The organism is Streptomyces caniferus, from assembly GCF_009811555.1.
GTDB lineage: Bacteria > Actinomycetota > Actinomycetes > Streptomycetales > Streptomycetaceae > Streptomyces > Streptomyces caniferus.
Window position 1 is genome coordinate 1 of record NZ_BLIN01000003.1, and the last position, 18,174, is coordinate 18,174.

Consider the following 18,174-nt stretch of genomic DNA (forward strand, 5'->3'; position numbering starts at 1 on the left):
CTTCGGGGTTCCACCCAGAGGGTGGCCACCGTGCTGGGGGTGTCGCAGCGCACCGTGCAGCGGTGGGTGACGAAGAAGCCAGGAGCACGTCGTCCGCCGGGTCCGATGCAGGTCCGGGCGATCGAGGAAGCGGTCCTGGCTCGGTGGCAGCCCCGGATACGAGCCCGTCGGCGTGCCCAGGCCGAGGCGGAAGGCTTCGTCTTCCATACCAGGGCGCGATTCGGGTTCGCCGCGCCAGCAGGGTCTTCGGATGATCCGCGGGTGCGGTGGATCACCCAGGACCTGCCGGGAGAGGTCGCCCGGGAGCTGTTCGCCGCCTGGGATGCCGGCGCGGGCGAGCAGCAGCAAACGGTGATCCTGGCACGCGCGCTGGGCCACGGCTACTTTCGCGAAGGGGGCCGCCGGGCCCACGGTCTGCACATCGCTTTCAGCGACGTCGAGTTCGCCGACTTCTCGATCGGCTGAGGCTGATTCTTCGAGCGACCGCGTCAGGGGTTCAGCGTCGCGAGGTCCTGACGCGGCTGGCCGGCGTCGCTTCGTACCTCTCGGCTTCCTGCCGCTCGCGCCAGTCCCACTCCACACGGCCGACCGGGCCTTTGCGGCGGGCCGCGGGCGGCTGTGGCGGGCGCAGCCTGGCCGTCTCCGCCACGCGCAGCAGGTGCCCACGGTCGCCTGGCGCGGCGAGCAGCTCCTGCTCCTCGCTGGATACCAGCCGGGCGAAGCAGGCCGCAGCCCGCAGGAAGACGCCCGCCCAGGGCGGTACGGGGTAGGCGGCGCAGCCGTCGGTGTAGCGAGCTCGGTCGTGCAGGGCGAGCGTGGCCGCGGCGTCGTCGTAGTCGCCGGGGCGTGCGGTGGCGGGTTGCTGGAGGGAGGCGCCGGTGGTCAGTGCGGCGGCGGACGGCCGCGGCGAGGCGGGGATGTGCGGTCGCCGCGTGCAGCCGGTGGGCGACCTGCTGGGCGATGTGCGCGGTGAGCGGAGCGGGCGGTGGGCGGTGCCGGAAGACGATCGGGGGCGGCGTGCACGGGGCGGCGCAGGGGCTGGGGCTGTCGTAGGAGACGAGGCGGTCCAGTGCGGGCAGGGTGAGCCAGCGGTCTGCCGGCCCGGCGGGTTCGTCTGCCGGCCCGGCGGGTTCGTCTGCCGGCGGGGGTTCGGTGATAGGCATGCCGTAGTAGTGGCGGCGGGCTGCCTCGAAGTCGGCGGTGAGGGCGTAGTCGGCCGTCCGCAGGGCCTGGTGCAGAGCGGCGGGAAGGTGAGGGCGGTGGCAGACCAAGGTCAGGTGGATACCGGTGAGGGCATGTAGCTGTAGCAGGCGCATCGTGCGGCGGGCGGTGAGGCGGTGGGCGCGCAGGACGGTCAGCCGGGTGATGGGAAGGGCGGTCATCCAGGCGGCAGCGGCTTCCCAGGCGGGCTGACGGCCGCCGGGAAAGCGGCCCGGGAGCAGGGGCGGTTTGCCCAGGGCGACGAGAAGGTCGTGGGCGAGGCCGGTTTCGCTGGTGGTGCCCGGGCCGGGGTGCAGGGTGATCCGGCCGGACGGCGGATGGTGGGCGGCCAGGGCGGTGTGCGTGTGGATCGCGTCGTCATGGCGGTCGATGACCACAGCGATAGGCCGGGGCGCAGCGAGAGGCATGGGCATGGCGGTGTGGTGGTCAGGCGAGGCGGCTGAAGGCCCGACGCAGCAGCTCCTGGTCGACGCGGGCGCGGCCGGTGCGGGCCAGTGCGGTGCGGGTGTGGGCGGTCAGCTGGGCCCAGGCGCGGAAGTTGCCGTGCGCGGCGTGGCTGTCGGCGAAGGTGATGTCCTCAGGATCAGCGTCGGCCCAGACCGGGTGGAACAGAGGGATGACGTCGAGGACCTCGCTGGGGGTAAGTCGGGTGAAGTGCTGCCAGATGAAGATGCGGGAGGAGAGCATCGGTTCACGGCGCAGCACGGTGTGGCAGCCCTCCCCGCCGACGAAGATGACCGCGAGCTGAGTGGCGGGTTCGTCCCACAGGTAGCGGAAGTATTCGAACGCCTCCCCGTTGAGCCACTGGGCCTCGTCCACGAGGAACGTGCGGGGGCGCTCGGCCAGGGCCGTCTTCAGCAGCCGGTCGAACTCGCTGGGGTGGCGCGGCGGTTCACCGGCCAGATCGAGAGCGGTGAACAGCTCGTAGCGCACCGCGCGGGCCGTGGGACGGGCCCGGAAGGTGACCCGTCGGACGTCCTCTACGGGTTCGAGTTCGTGCAGGCACGTGTTGACCGCGAGAGTCTTGCCAAAGCCGGCGCCACCGTGGATGCACATCATGGCGCGCGCGGCGACGGTGTCGGCGATGTTCTCCCGGGCGGTGAGCAGGGCCCGGGTGGTGACCACGGACGCATCGGGCAGGTCGACGTACTGGTAAGTGGCCGCGGTCACGAGGCGTCTCCTGCGGGGTGGGTGCCGGGCTCCGGCAGGGTGTCCGCTGGCTCGGCTGGAGCGGGGACGGGTGGAGGTGACGCGGTGCCGGCAGCGAGGGCGGGCGGGGTGCGCCAGTGCGCTGGAGGCGGGGCGGGCGGGATCAGGTCGGGCAGTGCCAGCCGTGCGACGTCGGTGTAGTCGGCGGCGGCGAGTTCACGGTCGGCCTGGGCGGCCGTGACGGCTCCCAGCCGCTGGGCGGGCTCCGCGCTGGTGGTGGGGGCGAATCGCTGGCGGCGCAGGCGTTCGGCGGCCTTCGCGTCGGCGCGCAGGCGCCGGGCGCGCTCCGCACGTGCCTCGCGCAGCGCCTGCAGTTGCTCGGGGGTGGCCGCGTCCGCGAGGTGCGCCGGGCCGAGGTGGCGGCTTCGGGCGTCGCAGACCTCGATCTCGTGGTCGTGGTGCGGCATGTAGCGCACGCGGACCTTGCGGCCGGCCTGGCCGGTCATCCACGCGGCGGTGTAGGTGCGGCCGCGCCAGCTCACGCCGTGGCTGGTCAGCTTTCGGGGCCGGCCGTCGTCCTTGAGGGTAAAGGCCCACAGGTCGGCGGCGGGGATGTCGGTGACAGGGGTCGGATCGGCCTGCCACGCCTCCAGTGGCGTGCGGCCCGACAGGGCTTTCGGGCGATGCGCAGTGTTCCACCAGTTCATCCACGCCAGGACCTCCGCGGTGAAGTCCTGGAACGACAGGGCGGACACCGCCCCTGCGGTACGTCCGCGCCGCTCCGAGCGGGGCCCGGTGGGCCCGGCGGTGTAGCCGGGCAGGGCGGCGAACAGCATCCGGTCCGCAGCCCGGTTGAGGCTCTCCACCGTGCCCTTCAGGTGCGGGCTGTAAGCGGGCAGATCCTTGACCGTCACGCCCATCGCGCCGAGCGCGGTGGTAACGGCGGCCGACAGGAAGTCCTTGCCCCGGTCCACCCTCACCAGCTCCGGCACTCCCCCGGCCGGGCCGTAGGGCTCATCCCGCACCACTGCGGCGCGCAAGGCGGCCAGTACCGACGCGCGGGAGGGATGGCCCGGGGTGACAGCGGTACCGGTGATGACCTTGGTGGCGGTGTCGATGAACCAGGTGATCCACGGGCGCACCAGGTCGCCGTCGGCGTCGACCAGCAGCGGGGCCTGGACGTGGTCGGTCTCCCAGGCGTAGTTGCGCCATGACGCCGGCCGGTTGCCGAACACGTCATGGGCGCGTGCTGCCTCCGGTCCGGTGGCGAGACCGGCGCGCTCCCCGCCGTCAGGTCACGGCGCAGCGCGCAGGAACGTCGACAGGGACGGGAGCGGATCCAGCAGCGGCACCTGCGACAGGGCTGCCCCACCCGGAACAGCCACGATGTCCGGCGGGACGGGCGCGGCAGTGCCGGACGTTTGCGCGCGTACACCTCCGGCCTCGGCTGCGGCGCGCTCCATGAGCTGGCGGTGGACTGCGGAAGCGTTGCCATGCCAGTACGCCAGCAGCACCCGGATCTCCGCGGTGATCTCGAACCGGCCGGTGCGGCGGGCTCCGGGATGCGCAGCCGCCGCCGGGCTCTGGGATGCCTCGGCCAGCCACCGCCACACAGTGCGCTCCGATGCCCCCAGGCACTCCCTCGCCAGCCGCACGTGCTGCCGCGAAAGACCGCCCCGGGCCCGCAGCGCCAGCAGGCGACGCACTGCGGGCGCCCGCAGTGCAACCAGCGACTGCTTCCCGAGCACACCGGCCGGATTCCCCGGCGGTGGCAGCCACTGCCCTCCCGCGTCAACGTCGTGGCCACCGTTGGTGTCCTGCGGTCCGTTGTCCGTCATCGCGCTGTTTCCCTCCTCGCCGAACGGGATGAGGCTCTCTGCCGTCGGAACCGGTGTGCCCCGGGCACGTGAGAGGGCCGTCATGGGTACGGGCCGAGCCGGGCGCAGGCCTGGTCGATCGCCTCCCGCCCCACACCGCACCGGGGTCACGGCCCCGGGCTGCGCAGACATGCGAGGTGATCTTCGCCCAGGTACGGAAGTTGCCGCGGGCGGTCTGCTCATCCGCCCGCCCCAGGTCGACCGGGTCCGCGTCCTCCCACACCGGGTGGAACAGACCCAGCGTCTGCGGCACGTCCTCCGTGTCGAGGCGGCTGACCTGGTGCCAGGTCAGGACCCGGGAACGCATCGCCGCTGCCCGGGCCAGCGCCCGCTCACTGCCCGCCCCGCACAAGACCAAGGCGGCCGCACAGCCCGGCGAGTCCCACAGCTGCCGCAGGTAGTCCAGCACCGGCGGTGACAGACGCTGCGCGTTGTCGAGGAACAGCACACCCGGCTCGGCCAGCGCCTCCGCCAGTGCCTGGTCGGCCGGTCCGGCACGGTGGGTCAGGGACCCCGACGGCAGCCTCAGTGCCTCGCACAACGCGGCCCGCACCTGCGGCAGGCCGGGCCTGACCCCCACCACCGCCCGCCACACCGGCACCCGACCGGGCAGCAGATGCAGAGCCTGCTCGACCGCGACCGTCTTCCCCAGCCCCGTGTCCCCGTACACGCAGCCGATCCCCCGCGCGGCGACCGTGTGCCCCACCGCCTCCACCACCCCGGCCACCTGCCGCGTGGACACCGACCGCGCCCCCGGCGCGTACAGGCGCACCCCACCGGACACCCGGGTACGCGAAGCGGTCTTCACCGCGCCGGGCCGTTCCTCACCACCCGTACCGGACGGCATGGCGTCCGGGCCGTCCACGACCGGCGGACCGTTCGCACCATCTACGAAGCCGAGTTCGGCCGGTGCCCGGTCGTACCGGCTCGGCTCCACCCGGCCCGACGCCGCGCGGGCGACCTGAAGCACCCGGCCCGCCCGCAGCTCGTCCTTCACCGCACGGTGCAGCGTCGCCAAAGACGGCACAAACTCCGCCTCCCAGTGCTCCAGCACGCCCTCGTCCTGCGCCCGGAGCATCCTGCGGCGCAGCTCGGCGACGTTCCCGCCGGCCTGGGTGAGCACCTCCCACAAGGCGTCGCCCACCACGAACCCGCCCTGCCGCGGCCGCGCCTCCACCCGCCCCTCGCGTCCCTCGGCCAGCCACCGCCACACCGTCCGCTCCGTTACCCCCGCCAACCCGGCCGCGATCCGCACGTGCAACGACGACAGACCGCCCTCACCCCGGTCCACCGCCAGCAGCCGCCGCACCACCACCGCCCGCTCCACCCGCCCGGCGTCCGCCGAACCAGCCGGACCCTGCACCGCCTCCCCCACCGGGGTCTGTAAAACCGTCACACGGCCAACCCCACCCGCCCCGGTCACCCACCCGTACAGAAACAGGCAAACCCAACACAGCTGGACCGCGACCTGCTCACCACACCGTGACAGCCACCCGGTCACCCCATGACAGCAACCAGTTCCACGACCCGGCCCCGTGGACCGCTGTCAGCACCCCACCCCGCTGACATCTCCCTGTATTGACCCTGGCTCATCTACGGAAACACCTGCATGCCAGCAGTGGTGGCAACTACCATCCCGGCTCAGCACGCCTCACGTCCGACCGGTCAAACGGCGTCTGCGACAAGAAAGCGTCCCAGCGCCTCTTCGCCAGTCGGAGATGGGGCACTGGCAGTCAGCGACGTATCCGGTGGAGGCGTCGGTCCAGTATTGGCTTGTGGCGTCCGGGCCGACTCTCCAGGATGTGCTCGCATGTTCGGGCTCCTGCCGCGAACTCGGCGCCGGTGTGTGCCGTCATCGCCCGGAAGAACGCCCGACCATCCGGGGACTGGCTGCTGGTAGTCCAGCGATAGCCGGGACCGTTCAGGAGTGCCCTGTCGACGAGGCGTGTGCCGAGACCTTGCCGCTGCACTTCCGGAGAGAGCGAGATTTTCGAGATGACGCCCCGCTCGCACTCGTGACAGACCTTCCACACGAGCCGCGCATCGGATATCCCGTCATGGCCGTAGACGCGAATATCCTGAAAACCAGCAGGCCGCGTCGCGGCGTGCAGCAGAAAAAACCACTCGGTCCCGGACGGCGAAGAAGCATCCACCGCCAACGAAACTCATCCAGCCCGTCAGGTGTCCTCACCGGAGCTCCTTCGTCAGTCCACTGCCGCGTCCGAGTCTCGCGGGCGTCCCTGCGGTTGTCCTTCAAACCACAGGAACAGCCACCTCCACGACAGCCGACCTACCCACACTGACCGGAAAACAGCAGCCGCTTGGTCACCTCATGACAGCAGACCGGGCCGCAAATATCCCCATGACCAGGCACCCAGCATCCCGTCCTGCTGACACCCACCCAATGCCACCAACACGCCCACTCACACCGCCGCCCGGGCAGTCCCCGCCTGGTGCTTCAAGGCCGTGGGCTGCCCGGGCACTCTCGGGGTGCCAACCGTAGGTGTCAGGTGCCGAGCGTGCGGAAGAAGGCGCGGACGTCGGTGACGAACGCCTCCGGCTGCTCCAGCGCGAGGAAGTTGCCGCCGCGCTCCAGCTCGCTCCAGTGGGTGATGTTGTGGTCCCGCTCGGCGAAGCGGCGGATGGCGATGTCGGTGTGCAGAGCGACGGCCACGCCGGTCGGGACGGTGCCGCGCGGCTTCGGGGCCCAGGCGCTCGGGTCGTGGCCCGACTCGTAGTACAGGTTCGCCGAGGAGCCGGCCGTGCCGCTGAACCAGTAGACGCTGATGTTGGTCAGCAGGCGGTCGCGGCCCACGGCGTCCTCGGGGAGCTCGGTGGCGGGGTCCGTCCATTCCTTGAACTTCTCCGCGATCCACGCGAGTTGGCCGACCGGCGAGTCGTGCAGGCCGTACGCGAGGGTCTGCGGGCGGGTGGACTGGATGGCGTTGAATCCCATCTTGTCCTGCTGGAAGTCCTCAAGCCGCGCGAGGCGCTCCTGCTCGGACGCGGTCAGCCCCTCGAACTCGGAGGGGTCCCCGGAGGGGAAGGTGACCAGGCCGTTGACGTGGATGCCGATGACCCGGTCGGGTGCCTGGCGCCCCAGCTCGGCGGCGATCCAGGCGCCGCCGCCCGTTCCCTGGACGCCGTACGAGTCGTAGCCGAGTCGGCCCATCAGTTCGACGAACGCGCCCGCGATGCGGCCGGTGTTCCAGCCGGCCTCGCCGAGCGGGCCGGAGAAGCCGGTGCCGGGCGTCGAGGTCACGATGACGTGGAACTCCTCCGTCAGCGGCCGGATGACGTCGGCGAACTGCACGAACGAGCAGGGCCAGTCGTGCAGCAGGAGCAACGGGACGGCCGCCGGGTTCTGCGAACGGACGTGGAGGAAGTGAATGTTCTGACCGTCGATCTCGGTGGTGAACTGGGGGAACTCGTTGAGCTCCGCCTCCGCCTTGCGCCAGTCGAAACCGTCGGCCCAGTACGCGGCCAAGGCCTTGAGGTAGTCGGTGGGCACACCCCGGCTCCACCCGGCGCCGGGGATCTCGCTCCCCCAGCGGGTGCGCGCCAGCCGGTCGCGCAGGTCGTCGAGGTCGCCCTGCGGGACGTCGATGCGGAAGGGGTGGATCCGGGCGTCGGTGTTGCTGCTGTTCTCCATGGGTAGGACACTATTCTGGATATAGGCACGATTCCTTCCTAATGGCAGAACAGGCTGGGGCCCATGCTCGATACCTCCGCACGGTTGCTGCGCCTGCTCTCCCTCTTGCAGACCCCGAGGTCCTGGCCGGGATCCGAACTGGCCGAGCGGCTGGGGGTGAGCGGCCGTACCGTCCGCAACGACGTCGACCGGCTGCGCGAGCTCGGCTATCCCGTGGACGCCACTCGCGGCGCCACGGGCGGCTACCGGCTGGGCGCCGGGGCGGCGATGCCTCCGCTGCTGCTCGACGACGAGGAGGCCGTCGCCGTGACGATCGCCCTGCGCACCGCCGCGCAGGGCGCCGTCCCCGGCGCCGAAGAGACCTCGCTTCGGGCGCTGGCCAAACTGGAACAGGTGCTGCCGTCACGGCTGCGCCGCCGGGTGCGGACCCTGATGGCGTACACCGTGGCCGTGCGCCCGGACCGTCCCGTGCCGGCCGTCTCCGCGGACGTGCTGACCGTTCTCGTGTCCGCCTGCCGCGACCGGGAGCGGCTGCGGTTCGACTACCTGGACCACGCGGGCTCGCCCACGCGCCGCTTGGTGGAGCCGTACCGGGCCGTGAACTGGGGACGGCGCTGGTACCTGGTGGCCTGGGACGTGGAGCGCGAGGACTGGCGTACCTTCAGGGTCGACCGGATCGAGCCCCGAACCCCGACCGGACCGCGCTTCGCCCCGCGCGAACCGCCCGGTGGCGACGTTTCCGCGTACGTCTCCCAACGGGTGTCGAGCGCCGCCTGGCGCTACCACGCGCGGGTGGTCGTCCGTGCGCCCGCGGCGGCGGTGATCGAGCGGATCAACCCGGCGGTGGGCACGGTCGAGGCCGTCGACGCCGACAGCTGCGTACTGGTCACCGGTGCGGACACGGTACAGACCCTCGCCGTCTACCTGGGCATGCTCGACTTCGACTTCGAGGTCAGCGAGCCCGGGGAACTGGTCACCCACCTCCGTCGACTCGCCGACCGCTACGCCCGCTCCACACCGGCTATCCGCCGGGGCGGAAAGACCCGCCAGGCCCGCTAACAACAGATCCGCCACCGCCGGACCGGACCTCCTGAGACAACTCAGGAGAACAGCCCAGGCGGACCCCATCAATTGAGATCCGCGTCAGGCAGCCGTCTCAACCCATCTGGTCGCCCCAGCTCACAGTCCCGGTCCGGACCAGATCGATTGAGACGGGACAATGCTCAACTAACCTGCGCAGTCCAATTCTGCCCACGGTTTGCGGTGGGCGATGCTGGCGCGCAAGCTCCTCCGCCGAACACGCGCTGTCGCCCCGGACTTAGCAGAGTCAGAAGGAGCGTTCGGGCTGGCCTGAGAGTTTTTCACCGCATCGTGGGGCTCGGTGTATCTGCGCATTGCGCAGATTGGCCGACCCGTTCTCCACTGAGGGGGAGGGGGCTTGCCTGTGGTCTTGCCTTGGACTCGACAGAGGGGGCGGGGTGCATCCGCGTCATGTGAACGTGCGGTTCGTGGGGCCCGACGGGGTCGTGGTCCAGCTGCCGTGGCGGACCACGGCCGGGGAGTTACGGCCCGTGGACTACCCGGTCGTGCGTGGTTTCCCGGTACGGCGCGGACGGCGCCTGGCTCCGGGATGGTGGTGGTCCGCGACCACAGGTCGTCTGGTGGGCTACGGGAGCGCGGCGATGCGGGACGCGGTCATGCTGCTGGACCGGGATCCGCAGGTGGTGGGCATGGCGTGTCGGCCGGTGGAGTTCGTGTGGGAGGAAGGGGGAAGGGTTGTCACCCATGCCCCTGACCTGGCCGTGGCCTTGGCCGACGGCACGATGCACCTTGTGGACTGCCTCGGGCGGGGTGGAGCGTCCGGGCGGCTCGCAGGCCGGGCGCGGGTGGTTGAAGCGTGTGCGCGGGAAGTCGGTTGGGAGCACCGGTTCGCGGCTGCCGCCGATCCGGTGGTCACGGCCAACGTGCGGTGGCTGTCGGGCTACCGCCATCCCCGGTGTTCGGTCGGGATCTCTCCTACCCGGCTTCGGCGGGCGTTCCCCGCGCCCACCGCGTTGGGTGCGGGTGCGCTCCGGCTCGGGGACCCGATCGCGACGCTGCCGGCTGTCTACCACCAGTTGTGGCACGGCCTGCTGTCCATGGACTGGGCCCGTCCCTTGAACGAGGAAACCCTTGTGACCGCCAGGCCCGCCGGACGGCGTCGAGGAGCGGAACAGTGAAGCGGGCGGTGGACGTCGTCAAGGTCGGCGACCGGATCCGGTTCGACGACCGGATCCACGTCCTGGCCGGTCTGGACGGGCCTCGCTGCCGGCTGCTCGCCGAGGAAGACGCCGGCGTGCAGGTGTTGCTGCTCACCCAGGTACTCGGGGCGCAGGACTTCAACGTCCTGGACCACCCCCGCTCCACGCGCCGACGAGTGCCCGTACACGGCCCGCTGGACGGGCTTGACCCCTCGGTCCGGGAGAAAGCCCTGGCCTGGGAGCGGCACATCCTGGAAGTCGAGACCGGGCACGTCGGCTCCCACCAGGACTGGCCCCCTCGAACCGGGTATGACCCGGCCGTGCGGGGCTCGCCGAGCGGGAGGCGGCCAAGGCCGCCGAGGGGGCGGCGGATCGATCAGGGCCCAGCGGGCGGTGCAGAGGCGGTAGTCCGCCTGGCGGCCGCGGACGGCGCGGGGTTCGGTGAGGTCGGTGCAGTGCGCGGCGAGCGCAGCATCCACGATCTGCTCGGAGACATCGGGCCTGGCCCGCGCGTGCGGCGCCGCGGGCGGAGCCGCCCCTCTCCCGCACCGGCCGGTCCAGCAACGCGGCCGCGGCCTCCAGGCCGGGGCCGGTCAGGTTCCACAGCCTCTCGGAGACCAGGTTGCCGTCCGCGTTGGTGCGGCCGGCCGAACCGAGCGACTCCACCAGGCCGTCACGCCGAGGTCGAGGCAGCCGTTGCGCACGGTCTGCGCGCCGGCCGTACCCAGGCACATCAGCCGGCGGATCTGCCCGGCGGTCCCCACCTTCACCACGCCCAGCGCGGCGAGCACCCTCTGCCGCGTCTTGGCCGTCGACCCGTACGGCCGGCGCTTCGTCCCACCCACTACCCCGCCCCTCCCCCACCGCGCCGGTCGCGGCCGGTGCGTCCGCCCGGCCTGCGGCCACGAGCCCGGCCCGAGCCCGACGCCCACCCCCAACTCACCAACACCATCACTGGCAGGAGAGGGGGAGGAAGGTTGTCGAAGTGCCGGGCAGCCCTTGACCGTGGCCCGTGGCCTGCGGCCTGTGGCTTCAGCCTCTTGCGCCGCAGAGGGCGGCGCAGGGGGCTGGGAGGGGAAACCGTAGGACGCGCGGCAGGGGGCTTGGCCGGCAGGCGGTCCTCGGCGTCGTTCAACACCAGGGCTTACCACCGGGCGGTAGCCGGATGCGGGCGGGTGCTCAAGCGGCACGCGGCGGCCGCTCCCTCTGCCCGGGCCCGCGGCCGCAACCCTGGGAATCGCCGCTGGGGAATCGCCGTCCTGCCGGCACTGTTGCATGACCGAGGGACCGGCGTCGCACGGTGGGAACAAGGCCATCCGCCCCCACAGGATCCGGACCCCCGGGATCGCGGTACGCCCGCCGCGCATTCAGACCAGGATGTATTTCCGCAGGAGGACTTGTTCATGACCGACCGGCCCTTGACGCTCATGGCAGTACACGCCCACCCCGACGACGAGGCCACCGGAACCGGAGGAGTCCTGGCGCGGTACGCGGCGGAGGGCATCCGCACGGTTCTCGTGACGTGTACCGACGGCGGTTGCGGTGACGGACCGGGAGGTGCCAAGCCGGGCGACCCCGGGCACGATCCGGCGGCCGTCGCCCTGATGCGCCGTCAAGAACTCGAAGCGAGCTGTGAAGCCCTCAAGATCAGCGATCTGGAGATGCTGGACTACGCCGACTCCGGGATGATCGGCTGGCCGAGCAACGACGCCCCCGGATCCTTCTGGCAGACCCCCGTGGAGGAAGGCGCCGCCCGCCTCGCACAACTCATGCGGCACTACCGACCCGATGTGGTCGTCACCTACGACGAGAACGGCTTCTACGGCCACCCCGACCACATCCAGACCCACCGCATCACGATGGCAGCGCTGGAGATGACCGCGCTGACACCGAAGGTGTACTGGACGACGATGCCCCGCTCGATGATGCAACAGTTCGCCGAGACCATGCGCGAGTTCCAGGAGGACATGCCGGAGCCGGATCCCGCCGAGGCCGCCGCGATAGCCGAGATCGGCCTCCCCGACGACGAGATCACCACATGGGTGGACACCACCGCATTCAGCGGCCAGAAGTTCGACGCCCTGGCCGCACACGCCAGTCAGGGCGAGAACATCTTCTTCCTCAAGATGGGCAAGGAACGCTTCGGCGAGTTGATGGGCACGGAAACCTTCGTACGTGTCCAGGACACCACCGGCACAGCCATACCCGAGAACGACCTCTTCACCGGACTACGCTGACCCGAGCGTCCGAACGGGGCGCGGGAAAACTCATCGGCGCACGACGCGATCTTGCGCGTCGCACCCCCTGAGGCCCGTCCACGCCAGTCCCGTTCCGGCAGCCCGCGACCACCCGGCACCGTACAGGTGGGAGACCTGCGGGCTGCCCGCACGGGCATGCGCCGTCGTCAACGCCCCGGCCGCATCGAGCTCCAGCAGCCGCATCACCAGCACCGGTCTGGACACGTCCAGCCGCGCCGTGACCTCAACCCACACACCCGGCTCCCCCACCCCCTTCCCTTCCCTCTTCCCGGACACCGAGGCCCACCACCGTGCGGCCGTGCGGCCGCACGGCCGCACGGCCGCTGAAGGATCAGAAGTGCCGATCCTGAGACAGTGAAGCGGAGTGGGTGGACCGCCCCATGACAGCCGCACCCGCTACACCCCCCCGAGCAGAGACCTCGCTCATACTCACCACCCGAGCAGCGACAACACCCCGGCCTGACCCGCCGTCACTGACAGCCCCCCACTGACACCCACCCACTGACACCAAACCGGCACATCGCAGCCAGGCACGGGGCGTTCTACGGGGCGCCCTTCCGTACAGAGTTGGAGAGGTACTTACTTCTCGGCGACGTGGTCCGGGAGGGGGTGCAGGCCAAGCGGCGTGCACACGACCGGCTGACGGTCGCGGTCCAGCTGACGAACGTGCGCGGTGCCTGGGACGGTTCCTGCCGGACCTGCGGCAGGCGCCGACGAGGTCGCCGGTATCTGGCGGAGCAATTGGAGATTACGGGCCGGTCGTGTCCCGAGCGCTACGGCGAGCGTGACGGGAGGTCCCGTAGGCAGCCGGGGAGATCCAGGAGACGGGGCCGGCGGGCGTTCGCCGGGTCTAGCCGCTGCTCCTTCCAGCTTCCCGGCCTGGCCGGCGGCCTGCGGCCCCGGCGCGGCAAAGACGCCGCCGACGACGAATGGGGGCCGGTGGCCGAGGGCGGGCACGGTCAATGCGGACTACGGCAGTTCGTGGGTCGGTACAGCGTGGTGGCCGGCGTCAGCGTGCGGTCCGGCGGCGAAGGCCACCACAGTTGTGGCCGCCTTGCTGCGGGCCGCTGGTTGCCGGCGGCTGGTTGCGGGCCGGATCGTCCGCCGTGTCAGGGCACGGTGAGGACTATCTTGCCGCGCGCGTGGCCGGTGGCGCTGACGTCATGAGCTGTGGCGGCCTCCTTCAGCGGGAACACAGCGTGCAGCGGGACGGTGAGGCGGCCGTGGTCGGCGAGGCGGGCCGCCAGCGGCAGTCCTGCCCAGCCCGGCGACTCTCCGGCTTCGGAGCGGAGGTACCGCACTGCGTGCCGGCCGGCGTCGAAGTCTGCGATGGTCACCACGCGGTGCGGATCGCCGGCGATGGCCACCAGTTCGGCAAGAGAGCCCTTCCCGGCCGCGTCCAGAACCACATCGACACCGTGCGGAGCCAGTGCGGCAAGGCGGTCGGCCAGCCCCGCCCCGTAGGTGACCGGTACGACGCCGAGCCGGTCGAGGAAGCCGTGGTTGCCTTCGCTCGCGGTGCCGATCACGGTGAGGCCGCGGGCCCGGGCGAGTTGCGCAGTGACGGTGCCGACGCCTCCGGCAGCGCCCTCGATCAGCAACGTCATGCCGTCGCAGGCGCCCAGGGCCTCCAGTACGCGCGTGGCCGTGTCGATGTTGCCGGCGGCGCCGCCCGCTTCTTCGAAGGACCACGAGCGCGGCTTGGGTGCCCAAGCCTCCAGCACGGCGTACTGGGCCGCGGCGCCTCCCTGATCCACGAAGGGGACGAGGCCGAAGACCGCCTCGCCCGCGGCGGTGCCGGTCACCCCCTCTCCCACCTCGTCGACTATCCCCGCGGCATCCATTCCGGGTATGTGGGGGAAGTCCACGGTGGCGATGTCCCGCAGCATCCCTGAGCGCAGGTACCAGTCAGCAGGGGTGACGCCGGTGGCACGCACCGCGATACGGACCTGACCCGGCCCGGCGTGTGGCTCGTCGGCCTCCTCGACGCTGAGGACCTCGGAACCGCCATAGCGGTGGTACTGCACAGCAAACACGGACAACCTCCGTACACAGGCACGTCGTTGAGCAAGAGAACTCGCAGCCGCTCACCTTCGCGGCAGAGAGTGACCGCGAGCCGCCGCGGCACCAGGTCACGCTAACCCGCTTAAACGGTCGAACCCTTCCGTTGGTGATTAAGTGGGAGACATGCCTGGCGAACTGTCTCGGAACGCGCCCCCCTCCGCCTCCGGCCCGCACGCCCCGGGGCAGAGAGCGGACGCCCGGCACAACCGCGCCCGGCTCCTCCAGGCCGCCCGCGAGGCGTACGCCCTCAACGGCACCGACGTATCTTCCAGCTCCATCGCCCGCAGAGCGGGCGTGGGTGCCGCCACCCTCTACCGGCACTTCCCCACACGCGGCTCACTGATCGCCGCGGCGTTCTCCGAACAACTCAGCCACTGCGTCGCAGCCCTCGACGAGGCCCTTCAGGACGACGATCCCTGGCGCGGACTGCGCAACGTCCTCACCAAGGTGTGCATGATGCAGGCCCAGGACCGCGGGTTCAGCGCCGCGTTCCTCTCCCAATTCCCCGACGCGCCCGACGTCCATCACGAGCGTGCCCGCGCCGAGGCATCCCTCGCCCAGCTGGTACAGCGCGCGAAGGACACCGGACAGCTGCGCAAGGACTTCGACCCCAGCGACGTCACCCTCCTGCTCCTGGCCAACAACGGCGTCGTGCGAGAGACCCCGGCAGCCTCCATGACCGCATCCCGCCGCCTGCTCGCCTACTTCCTCCAGTCCTGCCAGCCGACGGACAACACACCCCTGCCCCAGCCCGCACCACTCCGCCTCGACGACCTCTACAAACCACCCCACCGAACGACGTGACCACCGGCGGCGTCAGCCAGGGGGCACGCGCCCCGACGAGGATGCTCCTCACACACCACCACCGGCGCTGCCGTCAGCCCAGCCCGACATCCCAGAGCCCCATGACCACCAACCACCCCCGAAGACCGTCGACAAACACCGTTCCCGGAAACCAACAACGCCAGACGGGCGCACCTTCATGCTCTGCGCCTCGTGTGCGAACGTGATCGGAGACGCTGTCACCATCATTCCGGCGGGCCCCTGCACCAGACCGCGAGTCCTCGCATTCGATGCCCCTTCCTGCGGCGTCCGCACCTGATCAGGTCGTGCCCTACCTCTCGCAGGACCGTGTCCATCTGCTGTGCCGACGCCACATCCCCGCAGCCCCGAACGACTACCTGCCTGTCACCGTCGAAGACCTGGAAGACTTGGGGCACGGGTTCCGCCCCGGCGGGGGCGGGCGTCACCGCAGTGTCTGCAACCTCGCCGTGCTGCCCGCCTGCCCCTTCTTCGCACAGTGACTCTCGGCGGCTGGCAGCCGGCCTGTATCCGGCCGTCGAGGCGTGAACAACCTCATGAGATGGCACGTCCAGCCCAGCATCCGCGGGGATGTCCCGGAGATGCTGGAAGCGGCCGGAGCGAGCGGGCGGCGTGAGAGACCAGAGGTGTGCAGGCGGCCGCTGGGCGGCGTTGGAACAGCTCGGGGCAGGCGTGGACGAGATCTCTGAAGGGCTCGAGCGAGCGTTGCCGACCCGCCCCGTGTTCCCCCGGCGGATGCTTCTGGCCAGGGCAGCGGCGGGGCAAAAGGGCTAATGAGGAGGATGGTGATGCTGAACGAGCAACCCACGAAAAGTGCAGCCTTGGCAGCATCGTGACTTCGGTCTTGGTCTGGTGCTCATGGCTGACCTGGAAGACAGTGAATTCCACTTGCAGGCCAGCGAAGAAGAGGTGGCGCTGATGTCGGCAGTTCTGGAACGAGAGGACAGCTGCCCCCAGTCGGCGACTGACGGCGATGACGGATGCCGGTGAGTGGGAGAACACTACCCGGCACGGCCTCACCCCGCCCCGGAGCCGCAAACTCCTCAACGACGGCCACGGCGCCGTGGATGATAGAGAAATGCTTGACGAACAGCATACGCGTACACCATCTAACGGAGGATCCTGGTGCGGAAGTGGATAGCACGATCTGTCGCGGCAGCGGCGCTGTTGGCTCCCGCAGGGTGTGGCACCGGTATGTCATCGCAAGACCGCCAAGATGCGAACCACGCGGAAGAAGTGAAGGAAAAGCGCATGATGAGCGTTGCGGAGAACTTCGACAAGGCCATCGACGGCTTAGCACTCAAGGACCGCAAGGTGGAGAAGGGCTGCAAGGAGAAGCCACCGAACCTTGGGTCAACTGCACGGTGAAGATCGTTTCCACGTATTCGACGCGCCTGAGCCCGGCCGAGCTGGTATGCGCTGCACGGAAAAATCCCGAGGTGATCAAGTGGAGTCCCCCGAAGCACGGCGTATGCGGCGAGTCCGATGACGTTATAGGCGATACGCACTTGATTGAGAAATACCGCATTCACAATGTGAGGCTGAACTGGACACCCAAGAAGCCTGGACTCTTCACCCTGGAGCAGAGTGAAGACTACTTCCACTGCGAGAAGAGCGACGACGACAAGAAATACTGCCATGAAGGTGACTGGTCTCCCTTCCAGTGAAAAAGCACCGTGCCCCGGCCGTTGATCCGGCCGGGGTCATGTGTGTGCGGAAGACTTGAATAATCCCTCCACGACGGTGCGGGGCTCAGGGCAACGGCGTTACGAGTAGTTGGCCGCGACGCCGGTGCCCGCACAGGCGCCGGCCACGGACACCGCCGGCGGTGCTCGCCCTTGCCCGGCAGCAGGACCACCCGAGATCGAGGGGCGCACCACTCGGTGAAAGACCCACGTGCACGGCGAACACAGGGGCAGCGGTGTACCGGGCCGTGCACCCACTCTATGGATCTGCCGCAGATCACACCGAGTTGAGGACGCTACGGGAGCAACTGTGCGAGCGGCCGGACCGCTTTGGCACGGTACGCACGTACCGCATACCGACGTACCGCGTACCGACGACCGCAGGCCATCAGTACGGTAGGCCAACTCGAGTAACTGACCGCCTCTTTGAACGAAAGGCACTGCACATGTCCGAGAACAGCACTCCTGCCGCAGTGATTTCGGTGCCAGTGGGCCGGGTGATCGGCGGCCGGGCGGAGGTCCGCGACGACGACTGGGGCAACGAGACTGCGATCATCCGCCTGGACGCCGGCCAGTACGGCCCGGAGGCGGTGGCGGGCCTGGACACCTTCTCCCACCTGGAAGTCGTCTACCACTTCGACCGCGTCCCCACCAACAAGATCCAGACCGGCGCCCGGCACCCCCGCGGCAACACCGACTGGCCCCTGGTCGGCATCTTCGCCCAGCGCGGCAAGAACCGCCCCAACCGGCTCGGCGTCTCCCGCTGCCGCCTCCTCAAAACCGACGGCCTCGACCTGCACGTCCAAGGCCTGGACGCCGTCAACGGCACCCCCGTCCTCGACATCAAGCCCTACATGACCGAATTCGGCCCCCAAGGCCACACCACCCAGCCTGACTGGGCCACCGACATCATGCGCCACTACCACTGACCAACCCGACCTCCGCAAGCACGTGGTGGCCCCGAGCCGCGGCCGCCCTCGGCACCGAGAACGAGAGCCCCCGCCTCCTGGTCGGCCTCACCGGCCATTTCAAGATCGGAAGCCCGAAGGGAGACGCGGCCCTCACGGCCCTGTTCACCAGCCATGACATGGAGCTGACCTCGGCGAATGGATGTGGAACAACGGGTGGCCCTCTCTGAGCTGGGCCATGCCCTGGGCTGCACAGGCGAAGGTGGATCTGACGGCTTCTGTCCGGTCGGCAGCTGTG

The 18,174-nt window shown here is 70.2% G+C and carries 18 protein-coding genes; 10 read left to right on the plus strand and 8 right to left on the minus strand.

Annotated features, from left to right (window positions below; all coding sequences use genetic code 11):
* Nucleotides 1–465, plus strand: a 465-nt coding sequence (gene tpg / locus Scani_RS40710; RefSeq protein WP_246295633.1) for a telomere-protecting terminal protein Tpg, incomplete at its 5' end; no start/stop codon positions are given.
* 23 nt (nt 466–488) lie between these two features.
* Here tpg and Scani_RS08790 read toward each other — a convergent pair.
* The 7 genes from Scani_RS08790 to Scani_RS08815 form a co-directional block, all read right to left on the minus strand.
* Nucleotides 489–1,628, minus strand: a complete 1,140-nt coding sequence (locus Scani_RS08790; protein ID WP_246295635.1) for a hypothetical protein — start codon at nt 1,626–1,628, stop codon at nt 489–491.
* 19 nt (nt 1,629–1,647) lie between these two features.
* Nucleotides 1,648–2,391, minus strand: coding sequence for an AAA family ATPase (locus Scani_RS08795; RefSeq protein WP_174872659.1), 744 nt, complete (start codon nt 2,389–2,391; stop codon nt 1,648–1,650).
* Nucleotides 2,388–3,605, minus strand: coding sequence for a TnsB C-terminal domain-containing protein (locus tag Scani_RS08800; protein WP_246295636.1), 1,218 nt, complete (start codon nt 3,603–3,605; stop codon nt 2,388–2,390). The genes Scani_RS08795 and Scani_RS08800 overlap by 4 nt, the downstream gene beginning before the upstream one ends.
* 60 nt (nt 3,606–3,665) lie before the next feature.
* Nucleotides 3,666–4,208 carry a hypothetical protein gene (locus tag Scani_RS42330; protein WP_246295637.1) on the minus strand — a complete coding sequence of 181 codons (543 nt, stop codon included), beginning with the start codon at nt 4,206–4,208 and terminating at the stop codon, nt 3,666–3,668.
* The gene (locus Scani_RS08805; RefSeq protein ID WP_159471947.1) at nt 4,162–5,643 is read right to left on the minus strand and encodes an AAA family ATPase; all 1,482 of its coding nucleotides are present in this window, start codon (nt 5,641–5,643) and stop codon (nt 4,162–4,164) included. Before Scani_RS08805 ends, Scani_RS42330 begins: the two co-directional genes overlap by 47 nt.
* Before the next feature lie 337 nt (nt 5,644–5,980).
* Entirely contained in the window at nt 5,981–6,400 is a 420-nt protein-coding gene (locus Scani_RS08810) for an N-acetyltransferase (RefSeq protein ID WP_159471950.1), read from the minus strand.
* A gap of 353 nt (nt 6,401–6,753) precedes the next feature.
* Complete coding sequence (locus tag Scani_RS08815; protein ID WP_159471953.1) at nt 6,754–7,899, minus strand: epoxide hydrolase family protein; 1,146 nt, start codon at nt 7,897–7,899, stop codon at nt 6,754–6,756.
* 63 nt (nt 7,900–7,962) lie between these two features.
* On the opposite strand from Scani_RS08815, the gene Scani_RS08820 reads away from it, so the two are divergent.
* The 3 genes from Scani_RS08820 (at nt 7,963) to Scani_RS08830 (ending at nt 12,376) form a co-directional block, all read left to right on the plus strand.
* Nucleotides 7,963–8,958, plus strand: coding sequence for a helix-turn-helix transcriptional regulator (locus Scani_RS08820; RefSeq protein ID WP_159471956.1), 996 nt, complete (start codon nt 7,963–7,965; stop codon nt 8,956–8,958).
* Between the two features lie 512 nt (nt 8,959–9,470).
* The gene (locus Scani_RS08825) at nt 9,471–10,118 is read left to right on the plus strand and encodes a TnsA-like heteromeric transposase endonuclease subunit (RefSeq protein ID WP_246295638.1); all 648 of its coding nucleotides are present in this window, start codon (nt 9,471–9,473) and stop codon (nt 10,116–10,118) included.
* Nucleotides 10,119–11,542: 1,424 nt separating this feature from the next.
* Nucleotides 11,543–12,376, plus strand: a complete 834-nt coding sequence (locus Scani_RS08830) for a PIG-L family deacetylase (RefSeq protein ID WP_159471962.1) — start codon at nt 11,543–11,545, stop codon at nt 12,374–12,376.
* Between the two features lie 1,130 nt (nt 12,377–13,506).
* Here the strand turns inward: Scani_RS08830 and Scani_RS08835 are convergent.
* A complete protein-coding gene (locus tag Scani_RS08835; RefSeq protein WP_218039166.1) occupies nt 13,507–14,433 on the minus strand; it encodes an NADP-dependent oxidoreductase in 927 nt (308 codons plus the stop codon).
* Nucleotides 14,434–14,584: 151 nt separating this feature from the next.
* Here Scani_RS08835 and Scani_RS08840 point away from each other — a divergent pair, with 151 nt between their 5' ends.
* From Scani_RS08840 to Scani_RS08860, 6 genes are all read left to right on the plus strand, one after another.
* Complete coding sequence (locus Scani_RS08840) at nt 14,585–15,265, plus strand: TetR/AcrR family transcriptional regulator (RefSeq protein ID WP_159471964.1); 681 nt, start codon at nt 14,585–14,587, stop codon at nt 15,263–15,265.
* A 305-nt stretch (nt 15,266–15,570) separates the two neighbouring features.
* Entirely contained in the window at nt 15,571–15,765 is a 195-nt protein-coding gene (locus Scani_RS08845) for a hypothetical protein (protein ID WP_159471967.1), read from the plus strand.
* A gap of 376 nt (nt 15,766–16,141) precedes the next feature.
* Nucleotides 16,142–16,273, plus strand: a complete 132-nt coding sequence (locus Scani_RS41685) for a hypothetical protein (protein WP_281391891.1) — start codon at nt 16,142–16,144, stop codon at nt 16,271–16,273.
* Between the two features lie 204 nt (nt 16,274–16,477).
* A complete protein-coding gene (locus tag Scani_RS08850; RefSeq protein WP_159471970.1) occupies nt 16,478–16,651 on the plus strand; it encodes a hypothetical protein in 174 nt (57 codons plus the stop codon).
* On the plus strand, nt 16,648–16,950 hold the full coding sequence (locus Scani_RS08855; RefSeq protein ID WP_159471973.1) for a hypothetical protein: 303 nt from the start codon (nt 16,648–16,650) through the stop codon (nt 16,948–16,950). Before Scani_RS08850 ends, Scani_RS08855 begins: the two co-directional genes overlap by 4 nt.
* Nucleotides 16,951–17,414: 464 nt before the next feature.
* Nucleotides 17,415–17,897: an SAM-dependent methyltransferase gene (locus Scani_RS08860; RefSeq protein WP_159471976.1), complete on the plus strand. Its 483-nt coding sequence runs from the start codon at nt 17,415–17,417 to the stop codon at nt 17,895–17,897.
* Nucleotides 17,898–18,174 lie beyond the last annotated feature (277 nt).

Bases quoted from the DNA above. Each gene is read 5' to 3' on its own strand.
- Scani_RS42330 (WP_246295637.1), bottom strand. From the start codon at position 4,208: ATGACGGACAACGGACCGCAGGACACCAACGGTGGCCACGACGTTGAC.
- Scani_RS41685 (WP_281391891.1), top strand. From the start codon at position 16,142: ATGGCTGACCTGGAAGACAGTGAATTCCACTTGCAGGCCAGCGAAGAA.
- Scani_RS08850 (WP_159471970.1), top strand. From the start codon at position 16,478: ATGTCATCGCAAGACCGCCAAGATGCGAACCACGCGGAAGAAGTGAAG.
- Scani_RS08830 (WP_159471962.1), top strand. From the start codon at position 11,543: ATGACCGACCGGCCCTTGACGCTCATGGCAGTACACGCCCACCCCGAC.
- Scani_RS08820 (WP_159471956.1), top strand. From the start codon at position 7,963: ATGCTCGATACCTCCGCACGGTTGCTGCGCCTGCTCTCCCTCTTGCAG.
- Scani_RS08840 (WP_159471964.1), top strand. From the start codon at position 14,585: ATGCCTGGCGAACTGTCTCGGAACGCGCCCCCCTCCGCCTCCGGCCCG.
- Scani_RS08790 (WP_246295635.1), bottom strand. From the start codon at position 1,628: ATGCCTCTCGCTGCGCCCCGGCCTATCGCTGTGGTCATCGACCGCCAT.
- Scani_RS08815 (WP_159471953.1), bottom strand. From the start codon at position 7,899: ATGGAGAACAGCAGCAACACCGACGCCCGGATCCACCCCTTCCGCATC.
- Scani_RS08860 (WP_159471976.1), top strand. From the start codon at position 17,415: ATGTCCGAGAACAGCACTCCTGCCGCAGTGATTTCGGTGCCAGTGGGC.